This window comes from Clostridium sp. D43t1_170807_H7 (genome assembly GCF_015555905.1).
Lineage (GTDB): Bacteria > Bacillota > Clostridia > Clostridiales > Clostridiaceae > Clostridium.
This window is the reverse complement of record NZ_JADNLK010000027.1, coordinates 1-15,321: the sequence shown is the minus strand read 5'-3', so window position 1 is coordinate 15,321 and position 15,321 is coordinate 1. Positions and strand designations below refer to the sequence as shown.

At 26.0% G+C, this 15,321-nt stretch carries 13 protein-coding genes and 1 pseudogene; all 14 read right to left on the bottom strand.

Going from position 1 to position 15,321, the window contains the following annotated elements; all coding sequences use genetic code 11:
- Window positions 1–653 precede the first annotated feature (653 nt).
- The 14 genes and pseudogenes from I2E98_RS13575 to I2E98_RS13515 all read right to left on the bottom strand — a co-directional run bounded on the left by I2E98_RS13575 (window position 654) and on the right by I2E98_RS13515 (window position 15,174).
- Window positions 654–3,704, bottom strand: coding sequence for an AAA domain-containing protein (locus tag I2E98_RS13575; protein WP_195469431.1), 3,051 nt, complete (start codon window positions 3,702–3,704; stop codon window positions 654–656).
- Between the two features lie 1,129 nt (window positions 3,705–4,833).
- Window positions 4,834–6,180: a DUF927 domain-containing protein gene (locus I2E98_RS13570; RefSeq protein WP_195469430.1), complete on the bottom strand. Its 1,347-nt coding sequence runs from the start codon at window positions 6,178–6,180 to the stop codon at window positions 4,834–4,836.
- Entirely contained in the window at window positions 6,164–6,298 is a 135-nt protein-coding gene (locus tag I2E98_RS16235) for a hypothetical protein (RefSeq protein WP_279324987.1), read from the bottom strand. The genes I2E98_RS13570 and I2E98_RS16235 overlap by 17 nt, the downstream gene beginning before the upstream one ends.
- A complete protein-coding gene (locus tag I2E98_RS13565) occupies window positions 6,270–6,548 on the bottom strand; it encodes a hypothetical protein (RefSeq protein ID WP_195469429.1) in 279 nt (92 codons plus the stop codon). The genes I2E98_RS16235 and I2E98_RS13565 overlap by 29 nt, the downstream gene beginning before the upstream one ends.
- Window positions 6,500–6,640, bottom strand: a complete 141-nt coding sequence (locus I2E98_RS13560) for a hypothetical protein (RefSeq protein ID WP_195469428.1) — start codon at window positions 6,638–6,640, stop codon at window positions 6,500–6,502. Before I2E98_RS13560 ends, I2E98_RS13565 begins: the two co-directional genes overlap by 49 nt.
- A gap of 446 nt (window positions 6,641–7,086) precedes the next feature.
- Window positions 7,087–8,427 (bottom strand): annotated as a pseudogene (locus I2E98_RS13555) (IS1182 family transposase); the annotation flags it as partial.
- Window positions 8,428–8,603: 176 nt separating this feature from the next.
- Window positions 8,604–9,119: an NUDIX domain-containing protein gene (locus tag I2E98_RS13550; protein ID WP_195469427.1), complete on the bottom strand. Its 516-nt coding sequence runs from the start codon at window positions 9,117–9,119 to the stop codon at window positions 8,604–8,606.
- Between the two features lie 162 nt (window positions 9,120–9,281).
- A complete protein-coding gene (locus I2E98_RS13545) occupies window positions 9,282–10,778 on the bottom strand; it encodes a HAMP domain-containing sensor histidine kinase (protein ID WP_195469426.1) in 1,497 nt (498 codons plus the stop codon).
- Window positions 10,779–11,468 carry a response regulator transcription factor gene (locus I2E98_RS13540; RefSeq protein ID WP_195469425.1) on the bottom strand — a complete coding sequence of 230 codons (690 nt, stop codon included), beginning with the start codon at window positions 11,466–11,468 and terminating at the stop codon, window positions 10,779–10,781. It lies immediately after the preceding gene.
- Window positions 11,469–11,485: 17 nt separating this feature from the next.
- On the bottom strand, window positions 11,486–12,337 hold the full coding sequence (locus I2E98_RS13535) for a CPBP family intramembrane glutamic endopeptidase (RefSeq protein WP_195469424.1): 852 nt from the start codon (window positions 12,335–12,337) through the stop codon (window positions 11,486–11,488).
- A gap of 339 nt (window positions 12,338–12,676) precedes the next feature.
- The gene (locus I2E98_RS13530; protein WP_195469423.1) at window positions 12,677–12,889 is read right to left on the bottom strand and encodes a hypothetical protein; all 213 of its coding nucleotides are present in this window, start codon (window positions 12,887–12,889) and stop codon (window positions 12,677–12,679) included.
- Window positions 12,890–13,263: 374 nt separating this feature from the next.
- Complete coding sequence (locus tag I2E98_RS13525) at window positions 13,264–14,058, bottom strand: hypothetical protein (protein WP_195469422.1); 795 nt, start codon at window positions 14,056–14,058, stop codon at window positions 13,264–13,266.
- A gap of 47 nt (window positions 14,059–14,105) precedes the next feature.
- Window positions 14,106–14,840 (bottom strand): hypothetical protein, encoded by a 735-nt coding sequence (locus I2E98_RS13520; RefSeq protein WP_195469421.1) that lies wholly within the window; start codon window positions 14,838–14,840, stop codon window positions 14,106–14,108.
- Between the two features lie 196 nt (window positions 14,841–15,036).
- The gene (locus tag I2E98_RS13515; RefSeq protein ID WP_195469420.1) at window positions 15,037–15,174 is read right to left on the bottom strand and encodes a hypothetical protein; all 138 of its coding nucleotides are present in this window, start codon (window positions 15,172–15,174) and stop codon (window positions 15,037–15,039) included.
- Window positions 15,175–15,321: the final 147 nt, after the last annotated feature.

The following is a 15,321-nucleotide window of genomic DNA, read 5'->3' as shown; positions in this document are numbered from 1 at the left end:
CTTATCTTATTGAAAAATGTGTTTATATCCCTTAAATCTATTCTATACATTCTCTCTGCTAATTCAGATAAATTTCATGAACTAGCTTTTTTAGATAATCTGAAAGCTTATTACAACTTCTCATCTCATTTCCTCTCTTTATTAATCTAATAATTTTCTTCTCATTAATAACTATAATAATTATAACATAAGCCAATGACTCTTTTAAATCATTGACTTATGTCATAGATTTCATACTTCTAAACTACTCTCACTATTAAAGCAAGAGGATGACTTCGTCCCTCTCAAGTTCCCATAGGGGTTTTAAAATTTGATATTTTAAAATTCTTCATAGATAAGTTTATGTTTAGCATAGACTTTGTTTCTATTTTTTGTTAAAAATCTACATTTCTGTGCTTTTTATTGATGTTAAGATAAAATAATAAATACATAAAACTAAAATCCTTTTAATTTTCAATTAATACAACCGCTGTTTTAAAAAGCATACTGAATTTTTATTTATAAATAGATATTAAAGATATATAATATAGATATAGCAATAATAATATTGAAGTGAAATATTAGTAAAGGTTTATTAGACTATCAAGTTATGATTTTCCTAATTTGATGGTCTTTTTTATACCTAAAACATCGCTAAATTTAATCAGCTTGTTTTATTCTATTTCTTCATAAACATATTTTTTGAGCAATGCACTTGAGCTATTCCCCTTCTCATCCAAACACTTTCTAGCTCCAAAAATCCAAAAAGCATCTTTAGCTCTAGATACAGCAACATTCATTAAACTCTCATTTTTATTTATAAAAAAGCATCCATCATTCTCACCATAGACTGTGGATAAGATTATAACTTTTCTTTCAGCTCCTTGAAATGTATGAACTGTTCCTACATCAATATTTTTTGCATCATCTTTTAAACAATCTCTCAACTTTTCTTTTAAAATTTTAACTTGAGCCTTAAAAGGTGTTATTATTGCTAATATTTCATTATCTTTTATATTAGCATTTCTTTCCTTATATAAATCAACTATTTTTCTATAATTAATTGATAACCACACTGCTATTTCTTGTGCTTCTTTTGAATTTATTCTACTACATCCCTTTTTCTCCGAATTCTTAACTCCTATATTTTTATATCCCATATGTGGATATTGATACAATGGATAATTTTTATCTTTTTCACCTAATCCTCTACACGCTTTAAGTCTTCCATTATAGACCAATTCATTGCAATATTCTACTATTTCATTATAGCATCTTCTATGCTCACTTAAAAAAAGCCCTTTCTCCTCCTTATCATAATGACATGAATTAACTGCAATCTTCATAACACTAGATTGTGAACAGTTTTGACCAAATTCTAATAAGTTTTCAAAGGAGATTTCTTCATTTAATATATTATTTCTAATTGCTAATGATTTATCTAAAGCATTGCTAATCCCCCAAACTGGTGGTATTTGTTTCTCATCTCCAACAACTATTGCTTTTTTAGCTAATGCAAAAGAGGCTGCTGCAATTTCTGGTGAAACCTGTCCTGCCTCATCTACAATTAAAAGATCAATAAAATTATATAAGTAACTACTTATCTTTTCATTTGAATAATAAACTTTAAATTGCTTAGGTAACATAAAAAATGTCATTACCATACATGGTGAAATCATAGCTAGTCTACTATATAAAGATTCTATTACATTAACTAAATTTTTACCTCTTTTATTAGCTGTAATATAATCTTCTTTTAGTAACCATCTACATTCATAGTAATGAACAGATAGCCAAAACTCAATATATCTAACTCTTGTATCTATATATTCATTTATTTTTTCTAAAGAACACTCTTCTAAATCTTTATTAATACGCTTTATAAATTCATCTATATTTTGAGTATCTTTAGTATAGTAAATATCACAATTATATTTTTTTAGGGAGATAAATTGTTCCTTTACACGATTTCTTAGCTTTAGTATATAATTCTTCTCATTCTTTTTACTTTCTGCTATTTTTCCATTATGTTTTATCTCTTGATCTATTTTTAAATTATTACTATTAATCTTCTCTATTACTTTTCCATACTTCTCTATAATTTCATCTAAAGATAAAAAATCACCTAAAAGTTCATATTCATCTGAATTTATATATATTTTTAACCTATTAATTATTTTCTCTCTAAACACAGTAAATACTTTTAATAATCTAATATACCATGGAATTTTCATATATATTTTATTCCATTCACTTACTCTATTCCTATGTTTACATATTTGTTTATTATTTTCTATCTTTTTATATTCCAATTCTTTTTCTTTACTAGAGCAATTTAATATGTCTTGTTCTAAAACTTTAATGTATTCTTCTACCGTATTTTCTTTTATAATACTTCTTATTTCATATAAATCTGATATAATCTTATTTTTTTCTTTATCAATTTCAACAAGTTCTGAATATATTAATTTCTTGCATTCATCTATATCATTAATTTCTTTATTAAAATATTTAGATACATTTTCTATCATCTTTTCTTTAGATTTCTCAAGATTTTCATCTGAATCTATATTTAAACAAAATCCATCGCCTTTATTACTAGTACATTGATATCCTTTTTTTTCTGAATAATCTTTTTTACTACCTGATGGAAAATATACAGCAAAACTATTAACATCTTCAATCCAACGCTGCTCTAGATTTTTAATTCCTATTTGCGTAATGCTACCAAATGAATCTATAATGTTTGTAACAGCTTGATTATTAGTAGAAGACGCTACTATAACAGGTGCTTTCTTCTTCTCCAATGCATTTTTTACATACATATCTGCTACAATAGATTGTAATAATGTGGTTTTTCCTGTGCCTGGTGGACCACTTACCGCTAATATTTCTCCTTCTTTTAGTTCAGAAAAATGGTTTATAGCCTCTCTCTGTGATTCTGCTAAGGGATATTCTCCGCCCATTTGCCCTTTATGTTCTAACATTTTTAAATATGAATCATTTGGTATTAACTCTTTAGGTCTTTCAATACATGGTGAAATAAATTTTTCATATAATGGTTTACTTTTTTTATTTATTAATATGTCATTATATAATTGTTCTATATTAAATGTTGCATTTGCTGTATTATCTAAAATAATATATATACTTTCTTCAAACATTATTTTTAAATCATCTTTTTTAATGCAATTTTCATCAAAATTATATTTAATTACTTCTTTATAAAAATTCTTTATATAATTTATATAGTCACTCCAACTTTGTAGCTTTTCCCTTTTATCTGTAGTGGTAGATAAAAATTTATCTACATCATCAATTTCCCCTAAACTTAACTGTGGTTCTAACATAGGTGATAAAAACTCTCTTGGTATCCATGGCCATTTATCATTTTTATCATTAATTTTCAATTTACCTTCGCAATTTATAATCGCAGGTACATATAATATACCTGTAAGTTCATCAATATTATTGTTTATTTTTCTACTATTTTCAAAATGTGTTTTAATAGTTTTAGGAACTATTATCACTTCTATGTTATCATTCTTATTATTTTTTTTGTTATTATCAACTAACTTTTTAATAACATTTAAATTAATTACTCCATTATAGAATTCTTCTCTAGTAATAATTTCATACTTATTGTCTGAATTTTTAAAGTCTATTACAGCTTGATTCTTTGCAATTAAAGCACTTCTAAAATACTTAGTTATGTTATTAACCATACTTTTAACTCCCAACTTCTTTATTATGTAAATATTATGAACTTTACTTTATAAAAATTCCTAAATGCTTACAATACTTATATCTATATTTTAACATAATAAGAAATAAACAACTATTATACTCCCATTCTTCTAGTTCTTTTACCTAAATTACCTTTTGCAATATAATTTTATTAAGCTAGTCACCACCTTCTCTCCCCCAAGAAAATCATAAATTTACATTCAACTCTACTTCCTATTACAATTAAAACTAACCTATTCTTTCATTTTATTATTAAAAATTTTCTACAAAACAAATGTGAGACCAATTATTTGATCTCACATCGAAAGACTATACTATATAAATTTTTCTTTTACAAAAACCTTTATGAAATATTTCTATTTTAAGACTTTAATATATCCATTTTAATTTTAGATCCAATAGTTCCCTAATATACCCTTATTAAAAACACTAAACATAATATTATCTAACTTTTCCCGAACAACCATTACAATATAAAATACTACACTTTAAATTAAGTGGACTCTTTATATCCTTAAGTACCTAATAAATACTTACAGGATTGAATTTATCTCCCTTAACCCATCTAAACATACTATTTTCATTTAATACTTCTCCACAAACCTGACACTTCATCTCATTATATCCCATTTTATACACCACCTCATCAAAATCACTTTACCAAACTTTATATCTCCAAACTCCCCTCATTATTAAACAACTTATTCAATATATAATGAGCCTCCCCCTTAATATAATGAACTATTTTTTGTTGGCCTACATATTATTATTGTTTCGACTAAAGGTATATCTGTACCTTCAGTAAATATCATACAATTTATATTAATTCATTTTGTCTACTCTTATGTCTACCTTATTAATCTCTGCAATCCCTTTAAAATAGCCACTGTCGTCCTATCGACCTAATTATGAACTCTATATATTAACTTTTTATACTATATTTATTTTCTTGTTAAACTCTAACTTTTCTATAAATAATACTTTTTAAGGTGAACAGGTGGACAAAAATATTATATATATCTATAACCTAGTATTTATAAAGGTTATAGCATGTCTACCTTTCTTCAAAAATAGGACGACTCAATGGCGACAAGGTCGACACTTTATCTAAAAAGGCACATTATCTTCAACACTTTCATTAAAAAAGTTGTCATCATCCTTTTCATAAAGCTTTAACTTTATACAGTTGGTTAATATTCCATTTAGCCTAACTCTTTGAGTATACTTATTTCTATTGTCCCTAATTAAAAAACCCTTCTTTGCTAATCCAGCTTTAATACCATCAAAATTAATATTTCTCTCCTCCAGCATATCTATTAAAATAGATTTAATTACAAAACATTCACCCATTACAGTGTTGATTTTTCCATAGATTTCGTTATTATCATTATTCTTAAACTTATTTATATTTTGACCAATCCAATCATTAATGATGTTATATGACCTTTCTGATAAATCTACATTGTTTTCTTTAGGTAAAACTTTAATAATATCATCAATAGTTAATAAATCATCACTAAAGATCCTATTGCTAAGTTCATCTCCTAAAAGAACTGTTGCTACAGCAGCTGCTTGCTTATCTTTAAGCTCTGTAGTACTATTAACTTCCTTTAAAATTTCACTGTATCTCTTAATGATTTCCTCTTTTGATGGCAAATTATCAATAAAATCTCTAGATGCATATCCATAATTACTTTTAACTAAATTAGCAGTTAATACTCCATCATCTATAATTTTTGTAGTTGCTTCAATTTCTAGAACTCTATTCTTAGCTCCTCCACCTGAATACTCCTTAGTTATAGGCTCTTCACCAGTGAATAAAAAAATATTTCTCCACGTACCTTGTGTTTGAATTCCTCCATCAGCTCTTCCAAGTCCCCTATCTATACCCTCTGATAACTGCATTATAATTTCATCAAAGGATTTATATTTACTTCTTACAATTTGAAGTTCATCATAGGCTACAGGTAAATTATGCATAAAAGCAGCATATCTAGACATGGCAAGTACTGTAGAATTTAAAGTCTTAATAAGCTTACCCATACTAGGGTTGCCCCATATGCTCATAGCCACCATAGTAGCAACAGTTTTTCTTGTATCAGTTCCACCCCATAAATGAACTATAAAAGGCAAAGTTCCTAATATTTCAATAAGTGGACTTGCAAACGAAGATGCCATTAAAATCTTTAAAATTTTATTTTTACTTCTTAGTTCCTTAACATGTTCCTTCCATACCTCATAATCACCTTGTGTTTTAATACTTTCATATACATCTTTAAAAGAAATATCACCATCATATTTATAGCTATCCACAAATGGTACAAAATCATTATCTATCCAGCCTAATCTATTAATACTTTTTGTAACAGGGATTTTCTTATTATTTAAAGAAAGGATATCGCTTAGATATGAAATTAAAGTTTCTGCATTATTAGAATTAACTGAAAAATTCATTTTCAATAGCATTTAAATATCTAAATGTATCTTCTGAAAGTACCTCTTCCTTAGTAGCTCTATAAGGATCTAATGGTAAAAATTCTGCCTCAACTATCTTTTTTGATAAATCTTTCATTTATAGCTTGCACCACCTTCTTGTTGTACTTATAAAACTCTAGTTTTTCTTCTATATCATTGTTTGTAAATATATCTAGGTAATAATCAATTATATTTAGCATTTCTTCTGTTTCTTCATCATCTTTTTCTGATAAATATCTTCTATAATCACTTAATAATAAAAAGGTGTCCTTTTCCCATTTTTCAAAAGCTTCTATTATTACTTTTGAGTTATTATAGTTTTCAATTTTAGATAGTGAAATGGACATAAACATTTATTATATCTATTTAAATTAAGTCCAACTGCTCTAGCTACATCTAAAATATCGCTTCTTTCTTTTACTTCTTCAAAGATATTCATTTTTTTCGTCTCCTTTGTATATTCTCTACTTAAGAAATATGCAGCTTAAATGGTTTTTTACAAAAAATAATAAAATTTTTTAGTTTCTTTTTTATACTCAAAAAGATCAGTAATATAACTTTATAAAACTTTTTAAAATAAAATAAAAAACAACAGATAGTTTTTATATAACCTATCTATTGTTCTTTCTATATACTAATTATTTATATTCTTTGCTTCATAAAATATTTTACCATCAATTTTAATTTCTATATGACAATGAGCTTCTATTATACTTGGCATAACCCTGAAATTAGCATAACATAAAAGGATGTCCATGGACATCCTTTTTCAGTTTGTTGAAAAACCCCCTGTTTAAAAACAGAGGGTTTTTCTATTATTAGTTGTGGATAAAATTTAATATTAAAAATATTATAAAATTTAATAATATAATATGAAAATAACAAAGATAGTCTTGTTGCTATCTTCTTCATATTCTGCACTGCTGCAGTTAGCAGGCATTGCTCTGAAACTTTTTCGCGTCTGCGGAAGCGAGCATAGCGAAGCCCATGCAGATTTTTTGAATCCGCGAAGCTTCGCTCAACTGTCTCTTTTCTTCTATTATAAATTCCTTTTCCCTTCTCGGTTCTAAGAAAGTTTTTATTATCGTCTTTGTGATTTTCCCAAACATGTCTTCTAATTATTTTATATTTAGATTTTTCTCCAAGACACTTATCTTTATGAGGACAACATATACATATTTCTTCAAAACATCTATATTCTTTATAGCCTTCGCGAGTCGTTGTTTTATATATTAAAGCAACATTATTTGGGCAAATATATATGTCTTTATCATAATCATATATATATTTAGTCTTTGTATACATTCCTTTTTTGTGAGGAGAACGTCTATATGCAACAACTGGTATTATATCTCTATCTGTTATTCCTTTAAAAATAGGATTTGTTGAATATCCTGCATCTAACCCAAGATACTTAGGTTTTATATTAAATGTTTCTTCAATTCTATCTATTCTTTTTAGTATTGGCTCGCTATCGCTGACGTTACCAGGGGTAACATGTACATCCATAATTATATTATTTTTACTATCTACAGTTCGGTGATCTAAATAAAAGAAACCTTCTGGTTTATTATCTCTCATCATATAGCCACTATCGGGATCGGTAGTACTTTTCTTAATTTCCTTTGTTTCTTCTTTTGCTTTTCTTGGTTTTAAAGGTTTTTTATTATGATTTTCCCTATCTAAATTTACATCAATATCTAGTTGTTCCATGTATTCTTTAGGTGTTACTTGAACCTCAATTTTTTCAAACTTACGCTTATTAGCGTTAGCTTTTATATGTGTTGAGTCAGAGTAAAGAATTTTACCACCAACTAATCCTTTTTTCATAGCCTGAATAACTATATTATCGAATATTTTTTGTGGAATATCAGTACCTTTAAATCTTCTAATTCTATTTTGACTTATAGTAGATGCATCTGGAATTTTCTCCGTGATAGAATATCCTAAAAACCATCTATATGCTAAATTAACTTCTATATCTTTAACTAGTTGCCTTTCGGAGCGTATGCCATAAAGATATCCGATAAATAGCATCTTAAATAAAACTACCGGATCAACTGCTGGTCGACCATTTGTATGGCAATACAAATCTCTAGTTAAATCTCTAATAAATGAAAAATCTATATATTTATCTATTTTTCTTAATAAATGGTCTTGCGGAACTAATTGTTCTAGCATCACCACTTCCATTTCATTTTGTGCTTCTCTTCTTTCGTTTATCATTCGTAAAACCTCTATGTAATAAATTAATATATTTTAAATTATATTACATATTTGTATAAAATTAAAGACTACTGACACTTTGTCAGCAGTCTGTAAAAGGATGTCCATGGACATCCTTTTTGAATCCCAATATTTTTAAATTATGCATACATTCTAAGCGACAAATTAGAATTTAACTACTTATATGCACCATTTTTATTTCTCATAGAAAATAATAATTCTATTAAACTTTTGTGATATGGTATAAATTTATTGTCATTAATCATATCGACTATTTCTTCCACTGAAGCCCATTTAACTGATTGAACTTCCTCATATTGTAGATTTAATTTTGCTATATCTATATCTTCTTCGATTAAATATATATCATCAAATCCTTTATCAAAATTTATGGTAAGTGAAGGTCTTACTCCATCTAATGACAACTTATAGCCAATTTCTTCATAAACCTCACGTTCAGCTGCTAATTGACTTGTCTCTCCAGAGATAGCACTTCCTCCAACCGTAATATCCCACATATTAGACCATCTATCTTTAAATGGTTGCCTTTGTTGAATTAGCATTTTCCCTTCTGAATTAAAAATACATACATGAACTACCATATGATAAGTATTTTCTTTAAATATGCTACCTCTTATCATCGTTTCACCTGTTTTCCTTCGCTCTTTATCATAAATATCCCAAATTTCCATGTTTTCCACCTCCAATAATATAGATTTATAAACTATAAAAGAATTCTATAATTCGTTATTATAGACAAATTCCTTTTAATGAATATAACTCTATATCTAGTTTTTAAAATTTTTTCTACCTATCTCATCTTCAAAAAAATCAATATAATCTATTTATTACTTTTATCTCATATTAAAAGTAATACAATATTCTGTACCTTTATCACTATCTACTAAATATATATCACCACTATGTTTTTCTATTATGGCTTTAGTTATCGCTAATCCCAGTCCTGTTCCCCCTGTAGATGAATTTCTTGCCTTGTCCTCTCTAACAAATACATCAAAGATTTTTTCTCTTACATCTTTATCTATACCTTTTCCATTATCTTTAATAATAATTTTAACTTTATCTTCACAAATCATAGATGAAACAAAAAGTGTTGTATTTCTCCCATTATATTTAATCGCATTATCAATTAAATTACTTATTGCTCTAGTAAACTTCACATTATCAATATCCAATATATATTCTTCTTCTGATATGTTAAAATCATATTTAAACTCTTTAGCTTCAAGTTCTGGAATATAATCTGCTAATATTTCTCTAAGTAATTCATTTACATCTAACTTTCTTAAATTAAGATTATAATCTGCACTACCTAATAAAGAAAACTCAAATAAGTCCGTAATTATCTTATTGGATCTTTTAGAATTTTTACTAATAATTTTTAAATATTCTGCTTTCTCTTCTTCTGTTAAATTATTTTCACCAGTCAAAATTTCACTATATCCTAAAATGGCTGCTAAAGGATTTTTTAAATCATGAGAAATATGAAGAATTAATTTATTTCTTTCTTGTTGTAATCTATAATTCTCCTCTTTTTCATCTTTAATTGTTTTACTCATTAAATTAAACCCCTCGGTAAGTTCCCCAAATTCATTATTCGATTTTAAATTAACTTGTTGCCCATAAGCCCCTGCTGTTATAGATTCCATTCCACTATTTAATATTTTTATAGGTTTAACAAATTTTCTTGATGTCCATCTTGCAAATATATATATTAATAGCAGTAAAATCAGTATATTAATAACTATTAATATACTCATAACGCTATATTGTGTTGTAATTGAATGATAGTTTCCATACTTATTTATATTTTCATAAGGTACTCCAAATATAATAAGCTTATTAATATCGTTTATAAACTTATAAGAAATAGAATATTCTACACCACTCTCACTTTTTATTAATATAGTATCTAAATCAATCAATGCTAGTGCACTCTCTATATTTTTCATTAAGTAATTTTCTATCTTACCTAATGACTCCATTTGTATAGTTGCATTAAATAATACTAAATAATAATTTAAATTTATTTCTTCAAATTCTTTTATTACATTACCACACTTATAATTAACATTATTATTTTCATCTACTACTATTAAAAATCCATTTATTTCACTCAATTCATCTTCTGTTATTTCCATATAATTATTCGTTAACTTATAATTAATCGATTCATATTTTTCTGATGATTGATTAAATAAATATATAAAGTAACTAGTAAAAGTTATTAACATAATTAAAAACATAATAATTATCAATGAAATGTATCCAAAAAAATAATTTTTAAATAATGACTTAGCTACTCCACCTTTATATTTCTTTTTACTCATCTAAATCACCTTTTCAAACTTATATCCTATACCTCTTATGGTTTTTATATATTTAGGCTGTTTAGAATTAACTTCTATTTTTTCTCTTAAACGACTTAAAGTAACTAAAATAGTATTATCATCACCATAATAATCATCTTCCCAAACATACTCATATATTTGCTTTTTTGTATATACTCTACCTTGATTTTCCATTAATAATTGAAGTATTTTAAACTCTTTTGCATTCATTTCAAGCTTTACACCATCTTTATAAACCTCAAAATTTTCTTTATTTAATTTTAAATTACCTATTTCTATTTCATTTACTATCTCTTGCTTTTTAATATATTGATAGCAACGTCTTAAATGTGATGCAACTCTAGCAGTTAATTCAATAGTATTTATAGGTTTAACTAAATAATCATCAGCTCCTAATCCTAATGCTAAAACCTTATCTCCATCTGTTGACATAGCTGTTATAAAAATTATAGGAATTGTTGATATCTTTCTTATTTCCTCCATAACTGTTATTCCATCAATATTAGGCATCATTATATCTAATAAAGCTAAATGAATTTCTTCACTTTTAAATACTTGTAAGGCTTCTATTCCATCCTTACAAGTAATTACTTCATAGCCTTCTTTTTTCATATGCAAAGCTATTAATTTTCTAATATCCTCTTCATCCTCTGCAATTAAAATTCTCATTAAATTCCTTCCCTCCATTATACTAATAACTTTTCTCTCTTCTTTCTACTGATAAAATGTTTATTCTTTAATATAAATCTTACAAAAATAATTAAAGCAATAATAGTTTCAATACTTCCCGTAATTAAATACATATTAATATCACTATTTGTAATAATTGTTGTTTCAACGATTAACGTATTAGTAAAATAAGCTATAATCATAATAATTCCTGCAATTAAATTATTAACCATATGAACTGTAATTGAAGCTGCAATATTATTATATTTTCTATATAAAATGCAACAACCTATACCAAATGCTATTGCTCCTAAAATACCTAATGAGTCATGTCCAATTCCAAATATTAATGATGATATAACTGCTGAAATAACGAAACCTAATTTTCTAGATAATCTTATAAATAAAACTTTTCTATAAGTTATTTCCTCTAAAACTGGTGCTAATATTACCATTAATATAAAGCATAATATTAATTCGGCATAATTGGTTGGTAATAGACTTATATCATTTATCATATTTAAAGCTTTATCCTTATCAATAATAGCTATGATTCCAGTACTTAGATTTGAAAGCCCTAGTGTTAATAATAACTGTGTTGCTACAAATGATATTATTTCTTTTATATTTACCTTCTTCTTAAAATCATTATATCTTTCTTTAATCAGTTTTATATTTACCCTTCCAAAGATTAATGTAATAATCAATATTAATAAAAATAGAGTAAATCCAATCCATATATCACTAATATTCATCAAAACATCTTGATTAATGCTTGCTACTTCTCCTAATATCAGTATACCAAAAATACTACTTATAATTGAAATTCCCCATATTAATATCATTTGCCAAATTTTTATTTCTTTCATTGTTTATCCTCCATCACATTTAATATTTATAAAATCATTATAATTCTCTAAAATTAATTACATATTATTGAAATATTAAATTAAACTTAAATTTTTATATATTGATTTTTTGTATATTAATGGATAATTGTGTAATTTTTATTATATCATGAAAAAAGCAAAAAAACTAAAAGAAGATACATCTATAAGATAAACTCTTTTAGTTTTTATATTAATAACCATATCTTATAATTCAAACTATCGAAAATAGTAAGGTATAGCTATTTTTATTCTATAATTATTACGAAGTAAACTACCATAATCTATTGTTAAAATTTTCTTTTACAACTTCTTTATAACTTATGATTTCAATATATCCATTTTAATTTTAGATCCAATAGTTCCTTCTACAATTCTGTCTATAATCTCTGCCTTTTTACTTTTACTCTTAATAAATACTTTATATTCTTTAGCTATTTTTTTCAGATCAACAACCTTAAATTGACTTAAATACTTTATGGCCTCTTCTCTGCTTGAAATTGAATACAAATTTTTTATTGAATCAGCTATCATTTTATTTTCCGTAACATAATATCTTTATTAGTAACATAAGTTATTCCACCTTCCGTAACACCTTAAACGAACAATTATTCTCCAAGTGCAAGCTTTACAAGATAAAAACCCTCAAATTATGATTTTTCTAATTTGAGGGTCTTCTTTGTACCTAAAGTATCACTAACAAGAGAGTGGCTTTGCCCCTCTCAATGACCCCCGGGGGTTTTAAAATTTTCCAGAGACAAGTTCTTGATGTTAAAAAATTAAGAGAGCTTTAAATCTATCTACTCTCCTCTGAAGTTTAAATTGGCCATGTAAAAAACTTTGTGTAAACTTAATAAAATCCCCGTCTCTCTCAAAGACCTCGGGGATTTTAAGCATATCTGTATTTTTTAACTTTTTATTTTCTTACTTTTACTTTTTTTATTTACTTTTAACTGCCTATTGTAAAGCTCTTTATGTCCTTTTGGTACTGGTATTATAAATTCATCATACTTAAACTTACAATATGTTAATAAATAAAATTCAGGTATTGCTATTGAAACCGCATATTGTACTACAAGTAACGGAACAAAAAAAATTATTACCTTCATAATATTATTTCCATAATTATTAACAACTTTACATAATATAGTTGCTAAAATAACTGCTGAATATACTCCTACAAAACTAATATATCTATTTGACTTTTTAAAATCATATAAGCCATTTCCACCTTCTCTAAAATGACCTTGCTTTACCCTTTTTATTCCTCTAATTGTTGATATAATTATTAAAATTATTCCAGCCAATGCTGCTAATATAAATATATTTATAAATGATTTTTCTATCTTTCTGCCCTCTGCTAAAATAAATAAAAATAAGTAACCATCTATAGAAAGCTTCGTTGATGTTATTGATAAACAAATAGCTTCAATTTTTTGATGATCATATACATTTCTCATATTAGAAAAAAATACACCTATTATAAGTTGAATAATAACAAATATTGTAGCTACTATCATTATTGGCATCCAAAACTCCTTATTTAGATCCCTGATTTGTGTACATCCAAAAATACTTGTAACTAATATTACTAATGAATACATTAATGAAGCTGCAAACCATCCTGAAATTTCATTTGGTCCTAGCCTTGTCCGTGCTACTTTTTTCAATTCATACCAATCATCAATATTCAAACTCTTCATAATTACCCACCCTCCATAAGCTTATCCATACTTTCTTAATATTTTTATTAGTGTTTTTTTAAAAACCTTTTGGGAATATCCACAGTAAATTCGCTATATTTAAATTTACAATAAGTTAATAAGTAAAGCTCTGGAATTGCCATTACTAAAATATATTGTAAGACTACACAAATTATCAAGAAAAAGCATGAAGATAAAATTTCATATCCATTACTTTCAATACTTCTAAAAAAAGCTATAACTATTAAAACTATTGGGAAAATAGTGCCTGCCCCAATACTTCTTTTACTTTTACAAAAATCATATAAGTACTTTCCTTCTTTTCTAAATTCATCATTCTTTAATCTTTTAAACCCTCTAATTGTTAATATAATTAATAATAAAATTCCAACTCCAATTAGTGCATATGTATAATAAGCAATAGGCTTAGTATATCCTTTTGTTTCAAGTGTAGCAAAAAGAAATAAATACGAATCAATAGATAGCTTTGTAGCTACAATAGATGTCCATAAACTTAAAAACTTTTGATATTTATAGCTATTTTTTATATTAAAGAAAAATAGCATTACTACTATTTGTACTATATAAAACACTGTTGCTACTATTCCTATAGTATGCCATAGTGTATTATTCAATTGTATATTATTAAATATACCCATTAATACACTTCCTAAAATGATAGCTCCATACAAATTACTTGCTATTAACCATCCTGACATAGCATCTGGGCTTAATCTATCTAATACATTAATATATAATTGATATAAATCAGACTTCCCCATTTCTAACCCCTTATTACAATTTATTCTACATAATTATATTTAAGGTAAATATTAACATATTTATACATATTAATCAATAAATAAGACTTCACTATAAAATCTAAGCAAACTTTCTTCCCATCTCTATTTCTGAAAAATATTCTTCTACTATAAATTTCTTTCCTCTTTCCACATAATAAAAAGCATAATTACAATTTTAATCATTTTCTAAAATATATTGTATTTCACTACCCTGAATTACTTCTATTCTATTTTCATTTTGAATAATATTTAAATTCTTACCTACATACTTATTTAGATTTTCAATAGATGATTTTTCTAAATTAAAACTCATCTTTTCTCCTTATTCAATGATTTAGCAAATTGATGAAGTTTTATTCCTAGTCTTTCATGACCTTCTGGGAAGTTAATTTTATTTTACTCATAAATTCTTTATCGTAGATATCAATTGAATATGGAAGAACTAACCCGCCACACGATA

What these genes read in the sequence shown, in the direction of transcription:
- I2E98_RS13575 (WP_195469431.1), bottom strand. Translation starts at nt 3,704, where the DNA reads ATGGTTAATAACATAACTAAGTATTTTAGAAGTGCTTTAATTGCAAAG.
- I2E98_RS13570 (WP_195469430.1), bottom strand. Translation starts at nt 6,180, where the DNA reads ATGAATTTTTCAGTTAATTCTAATAATGCAGAAACTTTAATTTCATAT.
- I2E98_RS16235 (WP_279324987.1), bottom strand. Translation starts at nt 6,298, where the DNA reads ATGAAAGATTTATCAAAAAAGATAGTTGAGGCAGAATTTTTACCATTA.
- I2E98_RS13565 (WP_195469429.1), bottom strand. Translation starts at nt 6,548, where the DNA reads ATGTCCATTTCACTATCTAAAATTGAAAACTATAATAACTCAAAAGTA.
- I2E98_RS13560 (WP_195469428.1), bottom strand. Translation starts at nt 6,640, where the DNA reads ATGAATATCTTTGAAGAAGTAAAAGAAAGAAGCGATATTTTAGATGTA.
- I2E98_RS13550 (WP_195469427.1), bottom strand. Translation starts at nt 9,119, where the DNA reads ATGGAAATTTGGGATATTTATGATAAAGAGCGAAGGAAAACAGGTGAA.
- I2E98_RS13545 (WP_195469426.1), bottom strand. Translation starts at nt 10,778, where the DNA reads ATGAGTAAAAAGAAATATAAAGGTGGAGTAGCTAAGTCATTATTTAAA.
- I2E98_RS13540 (WP_195469425.1), bottom strand. Translation starts at nt 11,468, where the DNA reads ATGAGAATTTTAATTGCAGAGGATGAAGAGGATATTAGAAAATTAATA.
- I2E98_RS13535 (WP_195469424.1), bottom strand. Translation starts at nt 12,337, where the DNA reads ATGAAAGAAATAAAAATTTGGCAAATGATATTAATATGGGGAATTTCA.
- I2E98_RS13530 (WP_195469423.1), bottom strand. Translation starts at nt 12,889, where the DNA reads ATGATAGCTGATTCAATAAAAAATTTGTATTCAATTTCAAGCAGAGAA.
- I2E98_RS13525 (WP_195469422.1), bottom strand. Translation starts at nt 14,058, where the DNA reads ATGAAGAGTTTGAATATTGATGATTGGTATGAATTGAAAAAAGTAGCA.
- I2E98_RS13520 (WP_195469421.1), bottom strand. Translation starts at nt 14,840, where the DNA reads ATGGGGAAGTCTGATTTATATCAATTATATATTAATGTATTAGATAGA.
- I2E98_RS13515 (WP_195469420.1), bottom strand. Translation starts at nt 15,174, where the DNA reads ATGAGTTTTAATTTAGAAAAATCATCTATTGAAAATCTAAATAAGTAT.